Here is a 20,812-nt window from a genome sequence, read left to right as displayed (position 1 = left end):
AAAGAGGTGAGCCCCTTGTCTTTTGCGGCCCTTACCAAAAAAGAGCTGACGATGGTCGAGAGCCAGCCCTGCTGCGAGAAAGCGGAAATGTCAGCGCTGATCCGAATGAATGGTTCGGTGCAGCTTTCGAGCAAAAAGGTGGTTCTCGACATTTCGACGGAGAACGCCGCGATTGCAAGGCGGGTATATTCTTTGCTTAAGAAATATTACCAGGTCCATATCGAGCTACTCGTGCGTAAAAAAATGCGTTTGAAGAAGAATAACGTCTATATTGTAAGAATCCCGAACCAGGTCCAGGAGATCCTGAAGGATCTGCGGATTGTCTCTGAGGGCTTTATTTTCACGGACGGGATTGATGAGGAGATTGTTGGCAAGAACTGCTGCAAGCGTGCCTATCTGCGCGGGGCCTTCATGGCCGGCGGTTCGGTCAATAACCCGGAGGGCTCTTCGTACCACTTGGAAATCGCTTCCATGTATGAGGAGCACTGCAAGGCGCTCGTTGAGCTAGCTGGTGAATTTCACCTGAATGCCCGCTGCATAGAACGCAAAAAAGGCTTCATCCTATACATCAAGGAAGGCGAGAAGATCATCGAGTTCCTCAGTCTGATCGGCGCCCATCAGGCGCTGTTCAAATTCGAGGATGTGCGGATCATGCGCGATATGCGCAACTCGGTCAACCGGATTGTGAACTGCGAAACGGCCAATCTGAACAAGACGATCAGTGCGGCGGTACGCCAGATTGAGAACATCAAGCTGCTGCAGCGCGAGGTGGGTCTGGAAAGCTTGCCGGATAAGCTGCGGGAGGTGGCCGAGATCAGACTGGCGCACCCGGATATTAACCTCAAGGAAGTCGGGGATATGCTGGGCGGCACGGTCAGTAAATCGGGTGTGAACCACCGTTTGCGCAAAATTGATGAGCTGGCGGACAAGGTCCGCGGCGGCTGATTATTTTTTTTCTAGTGCGGTATGCGTTATAATGATATAATATTATAAAATTAATGTGAAATTTTTGGGCAGATCTCAAATAGGGGGTAAGCGTTTCATGACAAAGCACCCGGTAGTTGTTCGGTTGAAGACGGGGCTCCATGCTCGGCCGGCAGCATTGTTTGTGCAAGAAGCTAATAAGTTTTCGTCGGAGATTTTCGTGGAAAAAGACGATAAAAAAGTGAACGCCAAGAGTATCATGGGCATTATGAGCCTTGCGATCAGTTCCGGTACGGAGATTCATATCAGCGCAGACGGTGCAGATGCGGAACAGGCTGTAACCGCTTTGACCAGTCTGGTAAGCAAGGAAGAGCTCGAGAATCAATAAATGCTACATGGTCTAACCAAAAGCCCTTAGGGGCTTTTTTTCATATCAGCTTTAGAGGATAAGGAGAGGTATGCGGATGCAGATTCAAGACGGTGAAGTATCATTAGTTGAGCCTGCTGAGGCGCTCAGAGAGCCGTATTTAGCCTTTTATGAGGAGTGGAAGGCCAGCGGGGAGCCGTTTGTGCCCTGGGTAACAGAGATGGACCCGGCTGACTTTGGCGGTATGATTCAGACTCTTCACGGGTATGCTCGTGGTACAGATATACCGGACGGCTGGGTGAGCAGTTCAACCTTCTGGCTGGTGACCACGGACAAACGGGTAGTGGGGGCTGTGAACATCAGGCACCGGCTGACCGAAAGGTTGCTCCATTCTGGCGGGCATATCGGTTACGGCATCGTCCCTTCTGCACGCAGACAAGGCTATGCCAGTGAGCTATGAAGCAGGCTCTCCTGAAGGCCGCTGAACTGGGTATCGAGCAGGCACTCGTAGTCTGTGACTCCGTCAACACCGCATCGGAACGGACAATCCGCAGGAATGGCGGTATCGAGGATAGCGAATATATAGAGGAGGACGGAAATGTCATCCGCCGGTTCTGGATCGGGACGGGGAACAAATAAAAAATAAATATCGTACATCGCTCATGCAACTTTTACCATGCTGTCCCGTCTAGAGGGTAATAACACTTAAACGAATCGAAAGGGGATGGCAAGCATGAGAAAATGGGGTAAATCGATTGGATCAGTTCTGCTGGCAGCTAGCTTGATGATTGGAGGAATGGGGTTGAGCGGAGTGCTAAAGGGTCCTGAAAAGGCTTACGCCGACGAAGTACAGAAGAATGTGGTGAACGTGGTAGGCAAAGGCGAGCTGTCGATCAAACCGGATATCGCGTATCTCTCCATCGGCGTAACGACAACTGCCGAAACTGCGCAGGAAGCACAGAAAGGCACAGCCGCGAAGGTCTCCAAGCTGACCGCTTTGTTCAAGACCACTTGGGGCATTGCAGACAAAGACATTCAGAGCACCCAGTTCAACGTACAGCCTAACTACACTTACAGCGAGAAGGACGGCCAGAAGGTAAAAGGCTATAACGCCCAGCACACGCTAGAGGTCTCTTACCGGGATCTGACAAAGGTTGGACAATTGCTGGACGCTGCCTCTGCGGCTGGAGCGAACAACATCGGCAATGTGCGGTTTGCCATTGAAGATCCATCGGCCTTTGAAGCACAGGTAATCGAGAAGGCTATGCAGAATGCAGATGTCAAAGCAGCGGCTATTGCCAAAGCAGCCAAGCGCGGACTGGGTCAGGTAGTCACTGTCATTCAGAGCGATGACGGGAATCATCCGGTGGTCTACGCTGAAGCAGCCTCCATGCAAAAGATGTCCATGGATAACAATGCTGGCAGCTCCGTTGAGCCCGGGCAGGTTAAGGTCACTACCCAATTGAGTGTAACGTATGAACTGAAATAAACGTTTCGCAAGAGGCGCTTGCTCTGCTGTTATAAGCAGGGCAGGCGCTTTTTATAAAAATATAAGAATTTATATGTTTTACATGATAAATTATCCTTCTATTTCTCGCTGAAACGGTACCGTCCTTTAAAAGGACGGCAAAGCCGTTTCCACTTGTCATATAAATGTATATATATGCACATAGCCGCTATCGAAAGCTCTCAATTTGTTTAAATTGAGGTAACAGGATCTTTAGATAATCACGGCAAACCTTAAGAAACTGTAAAGCGGATTGTAACAACCCCCGCTCGCTCTTTTACTATAATAGGAACAGTGATACAGAGGAACACACATCATGACTAATCATACCACCAGGTGGAAGGGGAAATAACAATGAATTCGAACTCTAAGAAATACATCAGCAAATGGGGTGCAGGAATGCTCGCCGCAGGAATCCTGTTGGGAGGAACAGGAATAATCCATGCAGGCATCACTGAGGCCGCTCCGGCAGCCGCTCAGGTCAAAGCCAAATCCTCATCTGTAGTGCTGAAGGTTAACGGGAAAAGTACAGCCCAGACGGGCCTGCTCCAGGAAGGAAAGGTATGGGTGCCGGTAACCTTCCTGCGCGATGCGCTGGGGATGCCGCTCTCTTATGATAAAGCGGGGAAGACGTACACCATCGGGACAGGAACTGCTCAGACAAGGCTGACGATCAATGATTATGGCATTTCTGTTATGGTGAACAATTATTATGTCGGTGAAGGCAAGCAACTGAATAACCGGCTGTATGTTTCGTCTGAGCTGCTTAGCGATTACTTGGGCTACAAAGTAGACGGGGGCGCAGCAGCAGGACGGCTGAATGTTATGAAGAAAGTGCAGAATGCGGTAACCATCAAAACAGTGAGCTATGTGAAGGATCATAAGGATGCGCCTATCCGGCTGGATTATCCGCAGGTCAGCGGCCTGGCAAGTGCAGAAGCAGAGAAGGCAATCAATGATACGATTAAGCAGACCGTTCTGAACTATGCGAAGGATGCTGAAGATCAAATCTCCAAGCGGTCGAAGGATGACCGGCCGTATGAATTCGAAGGCGGTTATGTGGTCACGTATAACCAGGATGGCGTGCTCAGCCTAATCACCAATCAATACGGGTATACCGGCGGTGCCCATGGGATGACTTACCGCAATGCGTTCACCTTCTCGCTCAAAGACGGGAAACGTCTGTTGCTGGGCGATCTGTTCGGTGCCAACCCTAATTACAAGAAACAGCTCAATGCCAAGCTGGCCACCGAGATCAAAGCTAACGGAGGATATCTGGGCGGGTTCAATGGACTGAATACCGAGAAGTACTTCTATCTGAAAGATGGCAAAGCGGTGCTCTTCTTCCAGTTATACGAATACACGGCATATGCCGAGGGCTTCCCGGAATTCAACTTCAGCTTCAAGGAACTCCTGCCGGATGGAAGCAGTCCGTTCGCGGCGCTGAAATAATAAAATAATTATCCAGATGCCCTTGCATCTTCTCCGGGAGACGCAGGGGCATTCTTCATGTGCGCGGCCTAATCAGCCTGCCCTGCCGTTACCACTTCACCCGGATAGTCATAAGCTATAGAAGGCAAGCAGCTTATAACGGGGAGGGGAAGGTTATGGTCTATGCTTATACAGCGATCGGGGATTCACTTACAACCGGCTTCGGGGCGCTGCCCGGGAACGGCTTCGTCCCCGTCTACCGGCGGATGGCGGAAGGGAGGCTGGGTACACCAGTGGTGCCGGCGAATCTTGGCGTCAACGGTCTGACCACCGGGGGGCTGAAGCAACGGCTGAGGAGCTCGAATGTCTACCGGGCGGCGGTGAAGGATGCGCAGATCATTACGCTGTCCATTGGCGGCAACGACTTGATTAAGGCAGCCCGGGCAGCCGGGCCCCGGCCCGGTGAATTCCAGGGCTTACTGCAGCAGGCGCTTAGGGACTGCAAGCGTAACTACAGCGACATCATGGGTAGCCTGACACAGCTCAAAGCAGGTTCCCGCAGCCCCTACATCATCCGGATGGTAGGCCTGTATAATCCCTACCCACAGGTGAATGAAGCAACAGAGTGGGTGCGGGAGTTCAACCGCTATGCAGCAGGCTACAGCAGCAATAACGTAGGGTTTGCTTCGGTATACCATGAATTTGCCGGTAACGAGCGGGGGCTGCTGTTCCTGGACCATATTCACCCGAACGGCAGAGGCTACCGCGTAATTGCAGGCAAGCTGGATGCCCTTGGGTACGGGAGCTTAAGGTAGGCAGCAATGGCTGGGCATAAGAAAGAGGCTGTAACGGGACCGGACCGGTCTGTTACAGCCTCTTTGTGTATTCATTGGAGCAGGTACTTATACGCCTGTTGGCAGAGTCTTCTCAATTACCTTGTCCACGATACCGTATTCAGCAGCGTCTGCAGCGCTCATGAAGTAGTCGCGGTCAGTATCCTTCTCGATCTTCTCCAGCGGCTGGCCTGTACGCTCGGACAAGATGCGGTTCAGCTTCTCACGCAGCTTGATGATGCGGCGGGCGCGGATCTCAATATCCGAAGCCTGCCCCTGCGCACCGCCTAGCGGCTGGTGAATCATGATCTCGCTGTTCGGCAGGGCGAAGCGCTTGCCCTTGGCGCCGGCGTTCAGCAGGAACGCTCCCATGGAAGCGGCCATACCTACACAGATGGTGGACACATCCGGCTTAATGTATTGCATTGTATCGAAGATGGCCATACCCGCTGTGATGGAACCGCCTGGGCTGTTCACATACAGGTGAATATCCTTATCCGGGTCCTCGGCAGCCAGGAAGAGCATTTGTGCGATGATGGAATTGGCAACCACGTCATTAACCTCCGTTCCAAGGAAAATGATGCGGTCCTTCAGCAGGCGGGAATAGATGTCATAAGCGCGCTCACCGCGGTTGCTCTGTTCTACTACCATAGGAATATAACTCACGTGGAAAACCTCCTTGAAATTGGTGCTTCGAATGTGTTCATTTTTTACTGTTACCGTATTAACCACATGATAAACAAATTCAAACAAAAAGTCAAAGAAAGTCAAACTTACTTTCAAAAAAAAGAGCCCTCAAGCGGCTCATTGGTTAAATATAATATAATCGGAACTAAATTATGTACAAGCTTGAAAAAAATGGCGCGCCCGCCAAGAATCGAACTTGGATCTCAGGCTTCGGAGGCCTACGTCATATCCATTGGACCACGGGCGCAACAGAAATTATTATAATATACTTCTCGGATAAAAGCAATGCGTATTAGGCATCCTGCGCAAAAATAGTTTTCTCTGCCTCCATTAATAGAGCCGGAGATGCACCTCCTGCCAGCGGCCTTCCGGACAAGCCCATGTATAAGATGAAAGCGGGCTGAGAATTATAGTCTCGGAACACTTGCACTTGGCGTCAGTTTTGGGTAGAATATGGGTGGGACTTAAAAAGTTAACCCGGGACATTTTGAGACCACGAACAAGGGATAAGAGAAAGACGAAGTTGCAGGAGTGAAAGCATGCGTAATCTATTGGAAATCCAAAAGCAGCTTCTGCCTGATCTCATGGAAACCCTTAAGAGACGGTATACGATTCTACATCAGATCATGCTGTCCGATATTATTGGGCGCAGGACGTTAGCCGCATCGCTTGATATGACCGAGCGGGTGCTGCGCGCCGAGACGGATCTTCTGAAATCGCAGGGGCTCATTGAGATCGAGAGCGTCGGTATGCGCATTAGCGATGCCGGTCGCAGACTGCTTGACCTGCTGGAGCCGGTCGCCAAGAGCCTATTCGGCCTGGATGATCTGGAAGAGAAAATTCGTACAACGTACGGTCTCACCAAAGTAATTGTGGTACCTGGCGATTGTGAGACATCGCCGTTCACCAAGCGTGAGCTGGGGCGCGCAGGCTCCAAGGCACTGCTCAGCGTACTGCGGAGTGACGATACGATTGCCGTCACAGGCGGATCAACACTGGCCGAGATGGCCGATCAGCTGACCCCGCCGCTATCCCTTTCCTATAAGAACGCCTGGGTTGTTCCGGCGCGCGGAGGACTGGGAGAGAGCATGGAGATACAGGCCAACACCATTGCTTCAACCATGGCCAAACGGATTGGCGCCAATTACCGTCTGCTGCATGTGCCCGATCTGCTTAGCGGAGACGCATATGAGTCGCTTGCGCAGGACTCCAATATTGGAGAGATTGTACAAATTATCCGCAGATCGCGTATTATTGTACATGGAATAGGCGACGCCATTGAAATGACCCACCGCCGCAAGCTGGACTCCGGGACGATCTCAGAGATTCAGAGCGAGGGAGCCGTAGCCGAGTCCTTCGGATACTATTTCAATGAGAATGGCGAAGTGGTTCATACGATGCGGACCATGGGGCTGCGCCTGGAAGACATTATCCGTACAGAAGTCGTTATCGGTATTGCCGGCGGCAAACGCAAGGCGAAGGCCATTCATGCGATGCTGCGGTTCGGGCAAGAGGATATTCTCGTCATCGACGAGGCGGCGGCTGTTGAAATCGGCAAGGAAATCGACACACAGCTACAAAAGGCCCTATAGATTCCATTAAATGGGGCGCGCGCAAAGGGTTTATGCATTATACTTAACATTGTTGTCTTGACGAGCCTCACGGCTTGTCTTGAATAAATAAAACGAACTCTAGGAGGAACTATTCAATGAGTGTAAAAGTTGGTATTAACGGTTTTGGACGTATTGGACGCCTTGCATTCCGCCGTATTCAAAATGTAGAAGGTATCGAAGTGGTAGCAATCAATGACTTGACTGACGCTAAGATGCTTGCTCATTTGCTTAAATATGATACAACTCAAGGTAAATTCCAGGGAGACGTTGAAGTTCATGACGGATTCTTCAAAGTAAACGGTAAAGATGTTAAGGTTCTGGCGAACCGCAACCCTGAAGAACTTCCTTGGGGAGAGCTTGGCGTTGATATCGTTCTGGAATGTACTGGTTTCTTCACAACTAAAGAAGCCGCTGAGAAGCACCTTAAAGGCGGAGCTAAGAAAGTAGTTATTTCCGCTCCAGCTACAGGCGACATGAAAACTGTTGTGTACAACGTTAACGATGACATCCTTGACGGTTCCGAAACAGTAATCTCCGGCGCATCTTGCACAACGAACTGCCTGGCTCCAATGGCCAAAGTCCTGAACGACAAGTTCGGTATCATCGAAGGCCTGATGACTACGATCCACGCTTACACAGGTGACCAGAACACTCTTGATGCTCCACACGCAAAAGGCGACTTCAGACGCGCCCGCGCTGCTGCTGAGAACATCATCCCTAACACTACCGGTGCTGCTAAAGCCATCGGCCTGGTTATTCCAGAACTGAAGGGCAAACTTGACGGTGCAGCACAACGTGTGCCTGTAGCTACAGGTTCCCTGACTGAGCTGGTTACTGTTCTGGATAAGAGCGTAACTGTTGAAGAAATCAATGCAGCCATGAAGGAAGCTTCTGACCCAGAAACTTACGGCTACACTGAAGACGAAATCGTATCTTCCGACATCAAGGGTATGACTTTCGGTTCCCTGTTCGATGCAACTCAGACAAAAGTACTGACTGTTGGCGACAAACAGCTGGTTAAAACTGTTGCTTGGTATGACAATGAAATGTCCTACACTGCACAGCTGGTTCGTACTTTGGAGAAATTCGCTAAGCTTGCTAAATAAGACCGATTTCATATAAGAAGTACAATAGAGCGGAAACAAGGAAAGTCTGTTTCCGCTCTTTCTAAATGAACTGGATTCGCGTGAAATGGCTTTGTGAAGGAACCAATTTTGGGTGTGGAGGAAATGTTAATCATGAACAAAAAAAGTGTCCGTGATGTAGAAGTAAAAGGCAAACGCGTATTCGTGCGTGTAGATTTCAATGTGCCAGTGGAAGACGGCAAGATCACTGATGATACCCGTATCCGCGAAACCCTTCCAACAATTAAATACCTGATTGAGAACGGTGCAAAGGTCATTCTGGCCAGCCATATGGGCCGTCCTAAAGGCGAATTCGTCGATTCCATGCGGTTGACTTCCGCTGCAGTCCGTTTGTCTGAATTGCTCGGCAAACCGGTAGCCAAGGCTGATGAGGCCATTGGCGAAGCTGTAAAAGCAAAAATCGCTGAACTGAACGATGGCGATGTGCTTGTGCTTGAGAATGTCCGTTTCTACAAAGGCGAAGAGAAGAATGATCCTGAACTGGCTAAGCAGTTCGCTGAACTGGCTGACCTGTTCGTCAATGACGCATTCGGCGCAGCTCACCGTGCCCATGCTTCGACAGAAGGAATCGCTCACTTCCTGCCGGCAGTATCCGGTCTTCTGATGGAGAAGGAATTGTCCGTTCTCGGCAAGGCGCTTTCTAACCCGGAACGTCCTTTCACTGCCATCATCGGCGGTTCCAAGGTGAAAGACAAGATTGACGTTATCGACAACCTGCTGAATCTGGCTGACAATGTACTGATTGGCGGCGGCCTCTCCTACACGTTCACCAAGGCTCAAGGTTACGAAATCGGTAAATCCCTGGTAGACAACGACAAGATTGATGCAGCGCTTGGATTCATCGAGAAGGCCAAGAAGCTGGGCAAGAACTTCGTGCTTCCGGTTGACGTTGTAGTGGCTGACAAGTTCGGTGCAGATGCCAACACCAAGATTGTAGATGCAACCGAGATCCCTGCAGATTGGGAAGGTCTGGACATCGGTCCTAAGACCCGTGAAATCTATGCCGATATTATCAAAAACTCCAAGCTGGTTGTATGGAATGGACCGATGGGCGTATTTGAAATCGACATCTTCGCTGAAGGCACCAAGGCTGTGGCTCAGGCTTGTGCTACTACCGAAGGCTACACTGTTATTGGCGGCGGCGATTCCGCTGCGGCTGCTGAGAAATTCCACCTCGCAGACCAGATGGATCACATCTCCACTGGCGGCGGCGCATCGCTCGAGTTCATGGAAGGTAAGGCTCTTCCAGGTGTAGAAGCACTGAACGACAAGTAATACCGAAGAGGGAGGCAATACATCACTATGAGTAGAACACCTATTATTGCAGGCAACTGGAAAATGTTCAAAACCGTTCCGGAAGCCGAAGGCTTCATCGCTGAAATCAAAGGCCAGGCGGAAGTGGCAGGCGTAGAGACTGTAATCTGCGCGCCATTCACGAACCTGCCTGCACTGGTTGCAGCGGTACAAGGCACTACCATCAAAATTGGTGCACAGAACCTGCACTTCGAAGATAACGGCGCTTATACAGGTGAGATCAGCGGCGTAATGCTGAAGGATCTTGGTGTAGAGTACGTTATTATCGGCCACTCCGAACGCCGTGCTTATTTCGGTGAAACGGACGAAATCGTCAACAAGAAGATGCATGCGGCCTTCCGTCACGGCATTACTCCAATTGTCTGCGTAGGCGAAAAGCTGGAAGAGCGCGAAGCTGACCAGACTAAGGACGTATGCAAGGTGCAGACTGAAGCGGCATTTGCCGGTCTTAGCGCAGAGCAGGCAGCAAGCGTAGTTATCGCTTATGAGCCGATCTGGGCGATTGGTACAGGTAAATCCTCCACTTCCCAGGATGCTAACGAAGTTATTGCTTATATCCGTACCCTTGTTAAAGGCCTGTACGATGAAGCAACGGCTAATGCAGTCCGTATCCAATACGGCGGCAGTGTGAAGCCTGAGAATGTAACGGAGTACATGAGTCAAAGCGACATCGACGGCGCTCTCGTCGGCGGTGCCAGCCTGCAGCCTGCTTCCTTCGTTTCACTCGTTGAGGGGGCGAAGTAAGAATGTCAGCTCCAAGACCTGTAGCACTGATTATCATGGACGGCTTCGGACTGCGGAACACGGATGAAGGCAATGCTGTTGCCCAAGCCAACAAGCCGAATTACGACCGTTACCTGAAGCAATATCCGAATACTACGCTTACCGCTTGCGGTGAAGCTGTAGGTCTGCCGGAAGGCCAAATGGGTAACTCTGAAGTAGGGCACCTTAACATTGGTGCCGGCCGGATTGTATATCAAGACCTGACCCGTATCGACAAGTCGATCCGTGATGGAGAATTCTTCGATAACGAGACGCTGGTGGCTGCCGTAAGAAGCGCTAAGTCAACCGGCAAAAAGCTTCACCTCTATGCACTGGTGTCCGATGGCGGCGTACACAGCCACATTAATCACCTGTTCGCCATGCTCGATCTGGCCAAAAAAGAAGATCTGCATGAAGTCTATATTCATGCCTTCATGGATGGCCGTGACGTACCACCCGACAGTGGACAGAAGTTCATTCAGGATCTGGTCGCCAAGATTGAAGAGGTTGGCGTAGGTACGATTGCTACGGTATCCGGACGCTACTTCGCGATGGACCGTGACAAGCGCTGGGAACGTGTAGAGAAGGCTTACCGTGCAATGGTATATGGGGAAGGCCCTAAATATACCGATGCCCTTCAGGCCATCACTGCATCCTACCAGAATTCTGTGTTCGATGAATTCGTGGAGCCAAGTGTAATTGTGGACAGCCAAAACAACCCGGTAGCGACCGTGGAGAGCGGCGATTCCGTCATTTTCCTTAACTTCCGTCCTGACCGTGCGATTCAGCTGTCACAAGTGTTCACGAACTCGGATTTCCGCGGCTTCGACCGTGGTCCTAAGTTCCCGCAAGGCCTGCACTTCGTATGTCTGACTACCTTCAGTGAGACAGTTCAAGGCTTCGTGGCTTACTCCCCGAAGAATCTGGACAACACGCTCGGTGAAGTGCTGGTTCAGCAGAACAAGAAGCAGCTGCGTATTGCAGAGACCGAGAAGTATCCGCATGTGACCTTCTTCTTCAGCGGCGGACGCGATGAGGAGCTTCCGGGCGAGACCCGTATCCTGATCAACTCGCCGAAGGTGGCAACCTATGATATGAAGCCAGAGATGAGCGCTTACGAAGTGGCGGCGGCCTGCGTAGCGGAGATTGAGGCGGACAGACAGGATGCCATTATCCTGAACTTTGCTAACCCTGATATGGTAGGACACTCCGGCATGCTGGAGCCTACAATCAAGGCAGTCGAAGTAACGGACGAATGCGTAGGCAAGGTTGTGGATGCTGTAGTTGCCAAGGGCGGCGTTGCTATTATCATTGCCGACCACGGAAATGCTGATATGGTATTCGATGAGAACGGACGTCCGTTCACAGCCCATACCACCAACCCGGTACCGTTCATCGTTACCACTGAAGATGTAGTTCTGCGCGAAGCTGGTATTCTCGCAGATGTGGCACCGACAATCTTAGATCTGATGGGACTTCCGCAGCCTGCGGAAATGACCGGACAATCCATGATTGCCAGCCGCAAATAAGCAAGACATCTGTTTGTGTAAACCCAAAACCATTGTATAAAAGGAGATTAAACTTACATGACTATTATTTCTGATGTGTATGCACGCGAAGTCCTTGACTCCCGTGGTAACCCTACTGTAGAGGTTGACGTATATCTGGAGTCCGGCGCAAAAGGCCGCGCTATCGTTCCTTCCGGCGCTTCCACTGGCGCTCATGAAGCTGTAGAGCTTCGTGACGGCGACAAATCCCGTTACATGGGCAAAGGCGTTCTGAAAGCTGTTGAGAACGTAAACGAAATTATCGCTCCAGAAGTAATCGGTATGGACGCTCTTGACCAAGTGGGCATCGACAAGCTGATGATCACTCTGGACGGAACTCCTAACAAAGGCAAGCTGGGCGCTAACGCAATCCTGGCTGTATCCATGGCCGTAGCTCGCGCTGCTGCAACAGCTCTGGACATTCCTTTGTACGTATACCTGGGCGGATTCAACGCCAAGACTCTTCCAGTACCAATGATGAACATCATCAACGGTGGTGAGCATGCCGACAACAACATCGACGTTCAAGAGTTCATGGTTCTTCCAGTAGGCGCTCCAAGCTTCAAGGAAGCACTGCGTACTGGTGCAGAAATCTTCCACAACCTGAAATCCGTACTGCAATCCAAAGGCCTGAACACAGCTGTTGGCGACGAAGGCGGCTTCGCACCGAACCTGGGTTCCAATGAAGAAGCGATCACTACAATCATCGAAGCGATCGAAAAAGCCGGTTACAAACCAGGCGTTGACGTATTCCTTGGTATGGACGTTGCTTCCACTGAGTTCTACAAAGACGGTAAATACACACTTGCAGGCGAAGGTAAGTCTTACACTTCCGCTGAGTATGTTGACCTGCTGGCTTCATGGGTTGAGAAGTACCCAATCATCACTATCGAAGATGGTATGTCCGAAGATGACTGGGATGGCTGGAAATTGCTGACTGAAAAATTGGGCGATAAAGTCCAATTGGTTGGTGACGACCTGTTCGTTACGAACACTGAGCGTCTGGCAACAGGTATCGAAAAGGGTATCGGTAACTCCATCCTGGTTAAGGTTAACCAGATTGGTACACTGACTGAAACCTTCGATGCGATTGAAATGGCAAAACGTGCCGGCTACACAGCTGTAATCTCCCACCGTTCCGGTGAGTCCGAAGACAGCACTATCGCTGACATCGCTGTAGCAACCAACGCTGGCCAGATCAAGACTGGTGCTCCTTCCCGTACAGACCGTGTGGCTAAATACAACCAACTGCTTCGCATCGAAGACGAGCTGGGCGAATTGGCTCAATACAACGGCCTGAAATCCTTCTACAACCTCAAAAGATAATTTCTTTTGAATCTATAGATACAATGAGCCTGCCGGTTTCCGGCAGGCTTTTTTGATTCTGATATCCGCGATAGAGGGACAACATGAGATTTTCATAGTGTGATAGGGCGGGAATGCCGTCTGGAAGGTTGTATTCATTCTGTGGCTATGATAAAATAAAAATGCTGTTTATGAAACGGATATTCTAATTTAGCATAGATAGTGATGCTTGGACGTAGGAGGTGGAAGTGAATGGATATCTTTTTGAAAGTGGTGCTTCTGATTTTTGCCGTAGGTCTGATTGCGGTCGTTCTTCTGCAAAAAGGGAAAAGTGCAGGTCTTTCCGGTGCCATCTCCGGCGGTGCTGAGCATCTCTTCGGTAAAACAAAGGCGCGCGGTATGGAGCTTGTGCTGCAGCGTGTAACAGTTGGTCTGGCGGCAGGATTCTTCATCATGTCAATAGTTGTTGCCATTGTTGTTGAATAACTCGTCTACAGTAAGCCTTCGCTCTGTTCTGAATGGAATAGACGGGGGCTTTTTTGTATGCAGATTTAATATTGTGAACATCATAACAGGGATGCCCGGGATTAATTTCGTGTATACTAGGGTATGAAGTATATAAAGGTAAATTTTACTTGAAATGATTAGCTGTACAATAGGACAAGGCATACAGTATGCCAATGCATAGGAATGCAGCAGGAGGCTGAGGTAACGAACATGATAACACAGGAAATCTTACTTGATTTCATGCGGGAGACCGCTTATAAACCACTAACCTATGAAGAACTGGTAAGCCATTTCGCCACTCAGGATAGTGCCGATTTCAAAGCCTTTGAGGCTCTATTGATTGACCTGGAAAAGGACGGCCGGATCATATTGACCCGGGGTAGCCGTTATGGTGTGCCTGAGCGGATGGATTTGCTGCGCGGACGGCTGCAGGTTCATGCCAAGGGCTTTGCTTTTCTGATTCCCGATAACCGGGAGCACCCGGATGTGTATATCCACGCGAACGATCTGAAGGGTGCTATGAACGGCGATATCGTCTTGATCCGCATTACCTCTAAGAGCCCGTCCGGCGGGCGAATGGAAGGCGAAGTGGAACGGATTCTGATCAGAGGTGTGTCGCAGACGGTGGGTGTCTTCCAGAGCCTGGAGACCTATGGCTTCGTGCTGCCTGATGATAAGCGGATTAACCGGGATATTTTCATCCCAAGGGAGTCTTTCAAGGGTGCGGTTGACGGGGAAAAGGTGGTTGTCCGCATTGTGAGCTATCCGGAGGGCCGTGCTGCGGCTGAGGGTGAGATCATTGAGATCCTTGGCCATAAGGATGATCCGGGCGTGGATATTCTGTCGGTAATCCGTAAGCATCAGCTTCCGGAGGCTTTTCCGGCTGAGGTGATGACGGAAGCGGAGCAGGCGCCGGATTCGATCACAGATGAAGAGATTATCGAGCAGGGGCGGCGTGATTTGCGCGGGCTCAATATCGTAACGATTGACGGTGCGGATGCCAAGGATCTGGATGATGCGGTCAACGTTGAGCGTCTGGAGAATGGCCATTATAAGCTGGGCGTTCATATTGCTGACGTAGGCTATTATGTGCGTGAAGGCTCTGAGCTGGACAAGGAAGCCTATGACCGCGGATGCAGTGTGTACCTGGTGGACCGTGTCATTCCTATGCTTCCACACCGGCTGTCGAATGGTATCTGCAGCTTGAATCCGCAGGTTGACCGTCTGACGATGTCCTGTGAAATGGAGTTCGACGAGCAGATGAAGGTCGTGAACCACGATGTCTTCACCAGTGTCATCCGCACGAAGGAGAGAATGACCTACTCTGACGTACGGAAGATTGTCGAGGATGAAGATCCTGAGCTGCTGGAGCGTTATGCTCCGCTGATCGGGGATTTCCGCCTGATGAAGGAGCTGGCGATGAAGCTGCGGGGTGCCCGGATGCGGCGCGGTGCGGTGGATTTCGATTTTGAGGAGAGCAAGATTATTGTAGATGAGGCCGGTAAGGCTATCGATATTGTAAAACGTGAGCGCTCTGTAGCGGAGCAGATTATTGAAGAATTCATGCTGGTGGCTAATGAGACGGTGGCGGAGCACTTCCACTGGCTGAAGGTTCCCTTCCTGTACCGGATTCATGAGGACCCGGACCCGGAGAAGCTGCAGAACTTCATGGCTTTTGCGGCTAACTTCGGCTACCACGTGAAGGGCCGGGGGAATTCGGTTCACCCGCGTGCCCTGCAGGATCTGCTGGAGCAGATTCAGGGAACGAAGGAGCAGACGGTAATCAGCACGATGATGCTGCGCTCCATGAAGCAGGCGAAGTATGATGCCGAGAGCACCGGGCACTTCGGACTGGCAGCGGAGTTCTATTCCCACTTCACCTCACCGATCCGCCGTTATCCCGATCTGGTCATCCACCGTGTGATGCGTGAGGTGCTTGAGAATGGCGGAGCGCTGAGCGAGAAGCGCCACGAATATCTGGCCTCCCGGATGCCGGATATTGCCCAGCAGTCCTCGGAACGTGAGCGAGTGGCTGTTGAAGCCGAGCGCGATACCGAGCAACTGAAGAAAGCAGAGTTCATGCAGGACAAGGTTGGCGAGGAATTCGACGCCATGATCAGCAGCGTGACCAGCTTCGGGATGTTCATTGAGCTGGACAATACGGTCGAAGGTCTCATTCGCCTCAGTGCGCTGACAGACGACTACTACCACTTCGATGAAGCTCATATGGCGCTGATCGGCGAGCGTACCTCCAAGGTCTTCCGCATCGGCGATGAAGTGAAGATCCGGGTTGCCAAGGTTAACATGGATGACCACACCATCGACTTCGAGTTAGTTGATATGAAGCCGCGCGCGGCTGGAGACCACCGGAGCTATGGCGGCAAAGGCGGCCGTCCGGGCGCAGGTGGCACCGGCAAGCCGTTCGCCGGTAAAGCTGGAGGCGGCAAGGGCCGTGGCGGTAAAGGCAAGCCGGGCAGCGCTGCTGCCGGAGGCAAGAGTGGTGTTGCCAAGGGCAAGAACGGCGCCATCTTCGGTGCTGGCGGTAAGGGGAAGAGCGGCGGCGCCGGTGCCGCTGGTAAGAGCAAGAACGCTTCTCCCGCTGGCGGCGGTGAAGCGGCTGGTGGCTTCGGCACCGCTGCGGCAGGCGCCGGGAACGGGCCGCGCGCAGATGGAGCGGCGGCGTGGGACATCGCCGGCGCAGCAGGCAGCGGCCGCAAGCGCGGCCGCGGGCCGGAAGCGGCAGCGCGGCGCGGGCTTGCCGCCGCAGGCGCAGCGGGCGGCGGCAAGGCGGACCGCCGGGGCGAAGCCGGCGGTTCGGGCGCTCCGCGCGAGGGCGGCAGAGGCCGCGGCGCGGAGGCCGGTGGCGTTGCCGGGGGACGCGGCATCGCCTTCGGCTTTGGCTCGGGCAAGGGCGGCTACGGCGCGCCGGGCGGTGGCGGGTCTGAGCAGGCGGGCGGTGAGCTGCGCGGCGTAGACGCGAGCACACGGTTCCGCAGCCGCGAGGACCTGGGGGCCGACGGACGCGGCGCAGCGCCGGAGGGCAAGGGCCGCCGCAAGAAGAAGGGCGGCGTGTTCATTAGCCCCTCCGTGACGCCAGGCAGCGGGGAGTCTGCAGGCCAGGCCGGTGCTGACACTGGCGAGAAGAGCGGGCGCCGTAAGCGCAAGAAGAAACCTAAGGCGTAGGCTGAACGATATGAGCGCTGTTCCTTAAGGGGAACAGTGCTTTTTTTAATAAGAATCAAGCTTCACACGACCGCGGCATAGAGCGATCCTTCCTTGCGTTGGCAGCTCGGCTTTTGATACAATATAGACCTGGTGTCCGTGAAGGATTACCGGCAATTCGATTCAAGGAGTGACGCTCATGGGTAAAAAAGCAGACGGGAAAGTGCTCGCCCAGAACAAAAAAGCTTCCCATGACTATTTTATTGAGGACACCTACGAAGCTGGTTTGGTTCTTACAGGAACAGAGATCAAATCGCTGCGTAATGGCCGCGCCAACATAGGGGATGCGTTCGCTACGATCCGCAATGGCGAGATTCATATCCACAACATGCATATTAGTCCTTTTGAACAGGGAAACCGCGCCAATCCTACCGATCCTACGCGCACACGTAAGCTGCTTATGCATAAGGAGCAGATACACAAGCTGCTGGGCTCGTCCAAACGGGATGGCTTCACCATTGTGCCGCTTAAGATTTATGTGCGTAATGGCTATGCCAAGCTGCTGATTGGTCTGGGTAAAGGTAAGAAGGAATACGACAAACGGGATTCCGCCGCGAAGCGTGACGCACAGCGTGATATCCAGCGTGTACTGCGTGACAAGCAGAAGGTCGCCAGATAGACGGACTATGCACCTGCGTCGAAGTGGTTCCAGATTCAACCTTCAATTCCTTTAACCCACGTGTTAAAGTGTTGATAAATGTGCTATACTGGGTAAGTAGATTTTTTGCTTCTGAACAGCCATCTTAAGTCAGATCGCTGTGTACCGGATCAGCATTTGTGCTTGTGATTGATCCGTTCATCCGAAGCGCCCTTTCTAATGAGGGGCCGTTCTTGGATTCGACGGGGATAGTTCGAGCATGAGTAGCGAGTAGTGGGGACGCGTCCGCTTCATCAACGCTAAAGCCTATTAAACGGCAAACAACAAAACAACTACGCTTTCGCAGCCTAAGAAACTGTGTGCGTGCTTCTACTCTGCATCGTCCATGTGACAGGGCTAGGGGCTAACAAATAGTGGAATACGCTGTCTCATCTCCGCCTGGGGTGAGCTGAAGAAGATAATCAGGCTGACCCGAAGGGGACCCGGTTACGGGGGGCTTCTAGGGTGACATCAAAACTGTAACTACACTCGTAGAAGCTTATGTGCCGTTATCTTCGGACAGGGGTTCGACTCCCCTCGGCTCCATATGGAGTATGAGAGAGTACCTTAATTGGTACTCTTTTTTCATGTTTTCAGGAGATAATTAGGGGTGCATTGTGGTTGAAATGCTTGATAATACTGGGTTTGTGAGAAGTGCTGGCCATGAATAGCATGAGTCTCCTTATAATTAATCCACTAGAGCATTAAAATGAAAATTTTCTCAAGCCAAGTCCCTTTATGCGCTTTCCTTGTTAATAAAGCAGGAAATTTTACAAATATTGTAGAACTACAGATGTAGGCTGTGACAGCAGGAAACGGGGGAAAGGATATGATAGTTGAATGTCCATATTGTAATTCCAAAGTAGATGGCATTATAAAAGGTGAGCATGAAACGTATAAGGACTATGAAGAGAATCCGTCGAAGCGAGTACTTTTAGAATGTCCAGTTTGCAAGTGCTCATTGCTAGCTCGAACAGAACTTTGGCAAATAGGAAATGAAGAATATGAATGGAGTCATGCTGTTAGGTTATGGCCTGATCCTAAAAGAGAATGGTCTTGGGATTTGCCTGAAGCTGTAAGCTTTTCATTGGATGAGGCTGAAAAATGTTTTAAAGGCAGTGCATATTTAGCTTGTGCTGTTATGTGCGGAAGAGCGGTAGAAGCCATCTGTAAGGATTTTAATGCTAGCAGTTCAAATATCTTCGGAGGTCTTAAGGAACTATTAGAGCGTGAGATAATTGATAAGAGGATTTATGAATGGGGAAATGCTCTGCGAATTCATCGGAATATTGGAGCTCATGCTTCTGATGTGAAAATAAGTAAAATAGATGCTTCTGACCTCTTAGATTTTGCAATAGCAATATGTGATTATGTGTATGTACTAAGAAATAAGTTTGAGGACTTTATGAAGAGGAGAGCCATTGAGTGACTAAACATTAACTATGTAGGGTAGGGAATAGTAAGTGGTTTTTTTAATTAATAATTATAGTTCATTCAAGGGGGGCTGATGTTACAAGGTCATTAGTAAAGGCGGCTACTTCGATAACAACTTGGATAAAGAAGTAATATTTGTGAAATTGAAAAGCTCGAAGAACTCAAACTTGACAGATCGCCTATTACTGAGGATTGGATACGATGTTTTTTATGATAACAAGACAAAGCATTTAAAAGTGTATGGATGGGGGGCGGTATAATATTGGGTATTCATGAAGGTTCTCAGGTTAAGGGATTTATATTCGAATATGAGTTGCTTAGAATGATGAGGTGTCATGGAAGTTTTAGCAATGTCCAGCATGAGGTTAATACTGAAAATGCAGATATAAAAGCAGATTTTAACGGGGAAACTTTGTTGATTGAATGCAAAGCAGCCTCAACTTTTTCTGAACGTAGACTTGATGAAGTGATTAAAAAATTACTGCATTATCAAAATCCTACTTTTAAGAAGAGAGTTCTGGCATTTCCAGGTGAGTTGACTGCAATGCAGATGGACAGGATTAGCGATCTTAAGTGGCTTGAAGTTTGGGATTTGAATAAAATTGCTGCGTTATTTACGCAACAATTAAGAATGATCGAGTCCTGTGAGCTTAAAGAGTTACTAATGTCTGTACACCTTAAAGATACCATTGAAGATGTGCTAATGCGGATTTTGAGGTCATGCGTTCCTGGAAAATCAAATTGGAGTTCGTATCAGAAGGTTTGTACATCTATATTTGAGCACCTATTTTGTCCAGACCTCGGCAAGCCAATTGTAGAGCATTCAGATACTGCTAAGGCAAATAGAAGAGACATAATCATGGCAAATTATTGCGAATCAGGATTTTGGAAGTTTATGGCCAATAGATACGGGGCAGATTTTATTGTAATTGACCCCAAGAACTACTCTGAAAAAATAACCAAAAACTGTGTACTACAAATGATTAACTACTTAAAAGCCTATGGTCCAGGAATGTTTGGAATTATTTCAACCAGAAAAGGGGCAAAAGAAGCTGCAATACACACTCAACGAGAAGTGTGGATGGCACAATCCAAATTAATTATATTTATTGATGATTCTGATTACGAGCAAATGTTGTTGCTGAAGAAGAATGGAAATAGTCCTGAAGAAGTTATTAAGCAACGGATTGAAGATTTTAGATTAGGTTTATAGTCCTCAACTACGTGTCGTAGTGTTGGGACGATCATCAAGTATAGATTTTTGAGAGAGCTTGAAAATATACATAATTCCGATGCCCTAGAAACATAAAGGGAACCGACAACAAGTTTTCATATAGAATAGAATTGGAATGTTTAAGGAGTCTTTTGTGAATACTTTTTGGAAGAATATAATATGATTCAGGAAACACTCTAATAATACTTTTTTTTTAATAATGATTGGCAGGGTTTATATTATGAAATTTAATTAATTGTTATGCTTTAAATTCTATGCCTTTGATGTTGTGCTCTAAACAACTATGGGTATAGAAATTATAAAAAGAGTTAAAATGATAAAGATATGCTATATTAAAACAAAG

17 protein-coding genes, 1 tRNA gene, 1 other RNA gene and 1 pseudogene are annotated in these 20,812 nt (G+C 50.0%); 18 read left to right on the top strand and 2 right to left on the bottom strand.

The annotated features are described in order from the left end of the window. Positions 1-15: 15 nt before the first annotated feature. The 6 genes and pseudogenes from whiA (at position 16) to MKY64_RS26535 (ending at position 5,044) form a co-directional block, all read left to right on the top strand. Positions 16-945: a DNA-binding protein WhiA gene (gene whiA / locus MKY64_RS26560; protein WP_036726258.1), complete on the top strand. Its 930-nt coding sequence runs from the start codon at positions 16-18 to the stop codon at positions 943-945. Between the two features lie 97 nt (positions 946-1,042). Further along, positions 1,043-1,312 carry an HPr family phosphocarrier protein gene (locus MKY64_RS26555; protein ID WP_036690075.1) on the top strand — a complete coding sequence of 90 codons (270 nt, stop codon included), beginning with the start codon at positions 1,043-1,045 and terminating at the stop codon, positions 1,310-1,312. Between the two features lie 76 nt (positions 1,313-1,388). Further along, positions 1,389-1,930 (top strand): annotated as a pseudogene (locus tag MKY64_RS26550) (GNAT family N-acetyltransferase). Between the two features lie 94 nt (positions 1,931-2,024). After that, positions 2,025-2,780, top strand: a complete 756-nt coding sequence (locus tag MKY64_RS26545; RefSeq protein ID WP_339312226.1) for an SIMPL domain-containing protein — start codon at positions 2,025-2,027, stop codon at positions 2,778-2,780. 372 nt (positions 2,781-3,152) lie between these two features. Next, positions 3,153-4,250 carry a PdaC/SigV domain-containing protein gene (locus tag MKY64_RS26540; protein ID WP_340956847.1) on the top strand — a complete coding sequence of 366 codons (1,098 nt, stop codon included), beginning with the start codon at positions 3,153-3,155 and terminating at the stop codon, positions 4,248-4,250. A 155-nt stretch (positions 4,251-4,405) separates the two neighbouring features. Next, positions 4,406-5,044, top strand: coding sequence for a GDSL-type esterase/lipase family protein (locus MKY64_RS26535; protein ID WP_036726263.1), 639 nt, complete (start codon positions 4,406-4,408; stop codon positions 5,042-5,044). 87 nt (positions 5,045-5,131) lie between these two features. Here MKY64_RS26535 and clpP read toward each other — a convergent pair whose 3' ends face one another. After that, positions 5,132-5,728: an ATP-dependent Clp endopeptidase proteolytic subunit ClpP gene (clpP, locus tag MKY64_RS26530; protein WP_036690083.1), complete on the bottom strand. Its 597-nt coding sequence runs from the start codon at positions 5,726-5,728 to the stop codon at positions 5,132-5,134. 193 nt (positions 5,729-5,921) lie between these two features. After that, positions 5,922-5,996: transfer RNA gene (locus MKY64_RS26525), tRNA-Arg, on the bottom strand. Between the two features lie 292 nt (positions 5,997-6,288). On the opposite strand from MKY64_RS26525, the gene MKY64_RS26520 reads away from it, so the two are divergent. From MKY64_RS26520 to MKY64_RS26465, 12 genes are all read left to right on the top strand, one after another. After that, positions 6,289-7,341, top strand: coding sequence for a sugar-binding transcriptional regulator (locus MKY64_RS26520; protein ID WP_036726264.1), 1,053 nt, complete (start codon positions 6,289-6,291; stop codon positions 7,339-7,341). 116 nt (positions 7,342-7,457) lie between these two features. Continuing rightward, a complete protein-coding gene (gene gap, locus MKY64_RS26515) occupies positions 7,458-8,468 on the top strand; it encodes a type I glyceraldehyde-3-phosphate dehydrogenase (RefSeq protein WP_036690087.1) in 1,011 nt (336 codons plus the stop codon). A 132-nt stretch (positions 8,469-8,600) separates the two neighbouring features. After that, positions 8,601-9,782, top strand: a complete 1,182-nt coding sequence (locus MKY64_RS26510; protein ID WP_036726266.1) for a phosphoglycerate kinase — start codon at positions 8,601-8,603, stop codon at positions 9,780-9,782. 27 nt (positions 9,783-9,809) lie between these two features. Beyond that, positions 9,810-10,565 (top strand): triose-phosphate isomerase, encoded by a 756-nt coding sequence (tpiA, locus tag MKY64_RS26505; RefSeq protein ID WP_036726267.1) that lies wholly within the window; start codon positions 9,810-9,812, stop codon positions 10,563-10,565. A gap of 2 nt (positions 10,566-10,567) precedes the next feature. Then, complete coding sequence (gene gpmI / locus MKY64_RS26500; RefSeq protein WP_036726269.1) at positions 10,568-12,112, top strand: 2,3-bisphosphoglycerate-independent phosphoglycerate mutase; 1,545 nt, start codon at positions 10,568-10,570, stop codon at positions 12,110-12,112. 57 nt (positions 12,113-12,169) lie between these two features. Further along, positions 12,170-13,456: a phosphopyruvate hydratase gene (gene eno, locus MKY64_RS26495; RefSeq protein ID WP_036726271.1), complete on the top strand. Its 1,287-nt coding sequence runs from the start codon at positions 12,170-12,172 to the stop codon at positions 13,454-13,456. Positions 13,457-13,687: 231 nt separating this feature from the next. After that, entirely contained in the window at positions 13,688-13,921 is a 234-nt protein-coding gene (gene secG, locus MKY64_RS26490) for a preprotein translocase subunit SecG (protein WP_036690096.1), read from the top strand. A 231-nt stretch (positions 13,922-14,152) separates the two neighbouring features. Then, the gene (gene rnr / locus MKY64_RS26485; protein ID WP_340956844.1) at positions 14,153-17,125 is read left to right on the top strand and encodes a ribonuclease R; all 2,973 of its coding nucleotides are present in this window, start codon (positions 14,153-14,155) and stop codon (positions 17,123-17,125) included. 178 nt (positions 17,126-17,303) lie between these two features. Further along, entirely contained in the window at positions 17,304-17,783 is a 480-nt protein-coding gene (gene smpB, locus MKY64_RS26480; protein WP_036690100.1) for an SsrA-binding protein SmpB, read from the top strand. 202 nt (positions 17,784-17,985) lie between these two features. After that, positions 17,986-18,350, top strand: a transfer-messenger RNA (tmRNA) gene (gene ssrA, locus MKY64_RS26475). A gap of 280 nt (positions 18,351-18,630) precedes the next feature. After that, complete coding sequence (locus tag MKY64_RS26470; RefSeq protein ID WP_340956840.1) at positions 18,631-19,230, top strand: DUF4145 domain-containing protein; 600 nt, start codon at positions 18,631-18,633, stop codon at positions 19,228-19,230. A 267-nt stretch (positions 19,231-19,497) separates the two neighbouring features. Next, positions 19,498-20,448 carry a hypothetical protein gene (locus tag MKY64_RS26465; RefSeq protein WP_340956839.1) on the top strand — a complete coding sequence of 317 codons (951 nt, stop codon included), beginning with the start codon at positions 19,498-19,500 and terminating at the stop codon, positions 20,446-20,448. The last annotated feature ends 364 nt before the right edge of the window (positions 20,449-20,812 follow it).

The sequence above is a fragment of the Paenibacillus sp. FSL R7-0210 genome (assembly GCF_038009085.1).
GTDB lineage: Bacteria > Bacillota > Bacilli > Paenibacillales > Paenibacillaceae > Paenibacillus_AQ > Paenibacillus_AQ silagei.
Note: the sequence above shows the minus strand (reverse complement) of the source record. Positions and strands in the feature narration are given on the sequence as shown.

Excerpts from the sequence above, each read along its gene's own strand:
- MKY64_RS26555 (WP_036690075.1), top strand. The coding sequence starts at position 1,043 with ATGACAAAGCACCCGGTAGTTGTTCGGTTGAAGACGGGGCTCCATGCT.
- MKY64_RS26545 (WP_339312226.1), top strand. The coding sequence starts at position 2,025 with ATGAGAAAATGGGGTAAATCGATTGGATCAGTTCTGCTGGCAGCTAGC.
- MKY64_RS26540 (WP_340956847.1), top strand. The coding sequence starts at position 3,153 with ATGAATTCGAACTCTAAGAAATACATCAGCAAATGGGGTGCAGGAATG.
- MKY64_RS26535 (WP_036726263.1), top strand. The coding sequence starts at position 4,406 with ATGGTCTATGCTTATACAGCGATCGGGGATTCACTTACAACCGGCTTC.
- MKY64_RS26520 (WP_036726264.1), top strand. The coding sequence starts at position 6,289 with ATGCGTAATCTATTGGAAATCCAAAAGCAGCTTCTGCCTGATCTCATG.
- gap (WP_036690087.1), top strand. The coding sequence starts at position 7,458 with ATGAGTGTAAAAGTTGGTATTAACGGTTTTGGACGTATTGGACGCCTT.
- MKY64_RS26510 (WP_036726266.1), top strand. The coding sequence starts at position 8,601 with ATGAACAAAAAAAGTGTCCGTGATGTAGAAGTAAAAGGCAAACGCGTA.
- tpiA (WP_036726267.1), top strand. The coding sequence starts at position 9,810 with ATGAGTAGAACACCTATTATTGCAGGCAACTGGAAAATGTTCAAAACC.
- gpmI (WP_036726269.1), top strand. The coding sequence starts at position 10,568 with ATGTCAGCTCCAAGACCTGTAGCACTGATTATCATGGACGGCTTCGGA.
- eno (WP_036726271.1), top strand. The coding sequence starts at position 12,170 with ATGACTATTATTTCTGATGTGTATGCACGCGAAGTCCTTGACTCCCGT.
- secG (WP_036690096.1), top strand. The coding sequence starts at position 13,688 with ATGGATATCTTTTTGAAAGTGGTGCTTCTGATTTTTGCCGTAGGTCTG.
- rnr (WP_340956844.1), top strand. The coding sequence starts at position 14,153 with ATGATAACACAGGAAATCTTACTTGATTTCATGCGGGAGACCGCTTAT.
- smpB (WP_036690100.1), top strand. The coding sequence starts at position 17,304 with ATGGGTAAAAAAGCAGACGGGAAAGTGCTCGCCCAGAACAAAAAAGCT.
- MKY64_RS26470 (WP_340956840.1), top strand. The coding sequence starts at position 18,631 with ATGATAGTTGAATGTCCATATTGTAATTCCAAAGTAGATGGCATTATA.